General features: G+C 37.4%; 1 protein-coding gene. It reads left to right on the top strand.

Annotated features, from left to right (window positions below; translation table 11 throughout):
- Positions 1-36: 36 nt before the first annotated feature.
- On the top strand, positions 37-2,584 hold a 2,548-nt coding region (locus P6733_RS17825), incomplete at its 3' end, for a fibronectin type III domain-containing protein (RefSeq protein WP_372339317.1).

The raw sequence follows: 2,584 nt of genomic DNA, 5'->3' as shown, positions 1-2,584 counted from the left end.
ATTGGAGTACCAGGAACAACATTATTCACAGGAATAATGAATTGTACCCCACCATTGTGCAAAAAACCAAAGAATTTAACAGCTACAGGAATTACACAATCTGGAGCTTTATTAGGATGGACAGAAGTAGGAAGTGCTACGTCATGGGATATTGTTGTACAAGCAGAGAATGGACCAGTTCCAACAGCAGCAACATTAGGAACAGGAACTACAGCTCAACCTTACCCAGCAGGAGGGTTAAACTCAGGTTCACCATATGAGTTCTATGTTAGAGCAAATTGTGGCGGAGCAAATGGTAAGAGTACATGGACTGGACCATTTAAATTTAGAACATTAATTGCAAATGATGAGTGTGCAAACGCAACGCAGTTAACTCCTAATCCAGATAATACATGTCAGATTAAAACACCAGGAACGATTAATGGAGCAACAGCTTCTCCACAAGCAAATACTTGTGCGGGATCTGCAGACGATGATGTTTGGTTCGAATTTACTGCGGTAACGGATACACATTATGTAACACTTTTAGATCTTGTAGGTTCAACTACAAATTTACAATTTGCATTATATAGTGGAACTTGTCAGAACTTAACACAATTGTATTGTAAAGCCTATGCTAATAGTAATGCGGACCGTAGTATTGTTGCTACGAATTTAGTTCCAGGACAAGTATATAAATTAAGAGTTTATTCTGTGGCAGCTACACCACAAACGACTAATTTCAACGTATGTATTGGAGCAAAAATTTCTTGTGAGAATGTAAGACCATTCTGTTCTGCGCCAGGAAGTCCTATACTTTTCCCTAATGCAGTAGGTGTTCCAGATCAAGGAGGAATATCTTGTTTAGGAACCACACCAAACCCAATTTATTATTACTTAGTAATTGATCAACCAGGAAATTTAAATTTCCAAATTGTTCAAAATACACAGTTTACAGCTGGTTTACCAACTGGAGAAACATTGGATGTGGATTTTGTAGCTTATGGACCTTTTGTAGGGCCTACTTTGCAAGAAACATTGACAACAGCTTGTGGGAATTTAAATGGGACTACAGAAATAGGATGTAGTTATTCGACGGCAGCAGTAGAGAGTTTCTCAATTACAGGTGCTGTTGTAGGTCAAGTTTATATTGTAAGAATTACAAACTTTAATGGAAAACAAGGATTTATTACACTAGGACAAACCGGTGGTACAGGAACAACAAACTGCGCAATTGTATGTCCAGAAGTTAGTTTAGGTCCAGATAAAACCGTTTGTGGAACAGATGTGTTATTGACGGCTACAACTACAAGTTCGGTAGATGCTTATGCATGGTCTTATACTGATGTAGATAATAACGTTGTCCCTCTTCCAAATACTACACCAACTATTACGGCTACAGTATCAGGAACGTACAAAGTAGTTGTTACAAGACAAGGTTGTCCAACAAAAGAATCAACTGTTGTGGTAACATTAACTCCTCCAATTGGAGTTACAGAGCCGGCAGAATATGCGAAATGTGATGATGTTTCAAATGATGGAATTGAAGTTTTTGATTTAGCAACATTAACACCTGAAGTATTAGGAGCTCTTAATCCAGCAGATTATACAGTGACTTATTATGTAAATGAAACTGATGCGAATCTTGGAAATGCAAATACTATTGATAGTACAGTTCCATATTCAACACCATCTAAAATTATATACATTAGAGTTCAAAGCAATGCAGTGTCTACGTGCTACGATGTTACGCCTGTAGCATTAGTTGTAAAACCAACACCAATGGTAACTTTTGCGGGAGCAACAACTATTTGTGAAGGAGAGTCTACAACGATTACTGCAACAGCAACAAACTTTATTAAAGCGAATGCTACTTTTGCTTGGTACTTGAATGGGTCGACTACACCGATTGCAAACGAAACAACTCATATTCTTACTGTTTCTGCAGCGGGTACTTATACACTTGAAGTAACTTTAAATGGTTGTGTTAACAGATTTGATACTCAAATTACTGTAAACCCTAAACCAATTGTAAGTATTACAGGTAATTTACAAGTTTGTGCAGGTCAGACAACTGTTGTTACAGCTGTCTCATCAAATACAAATATTAGTGCGCCAGGTACAGTAATTACATGGTATGATGCAAATCAGACAGCAATTCCAGGTCAAAATGGAACAACTTTCACTGCTGCATTAGGTCATTACTTTATGGGAATCAATGCAAATGGATGTACAAGTGATTTAGTTCCTTTTGAAGTTGTTGCAAGTACAACAGCATGGAATTTCACATTCAATGGACCCTATGCAATTTGTTCAAACGGTTCAGTATCGTTAACGATAACTCCGACGAACTTTAATATTTCAGATCCAAATGCGGTTTATACATGGACATTACCAGATGGAAGTACTTCAACGGTAACTACTCCAACGATTGTTGCAACAGTAATAGGAACGTATACATTAAAAGTAAACATTTCCGGCTGTGAAGGACAATCTAGTGTAACAGTAACAGAGAACACGAATTCATTTGCAGTAAATGTAGAACAAGGCTGTCAGGTTAATCCAGTAAATGGACAAATCTATGCTATTACAGTTTCTCCGGTAA

Origin of the sequence: Flavobacterium aerium (assembly GCF_030766725.1) — a bacterium.
Classification (GTDB): Bacteria; Bacteroidota; Bacteroidia; order Flavobacteriales; family Flavobacteriaceae; genus Flavobacterium; species Flavobacterium aerium.
The sequence above is the reverse complement of the archived record's forward strand: the minus strand, read 5'-3'. Positions and strand labels throughout refer to the sequence as shown.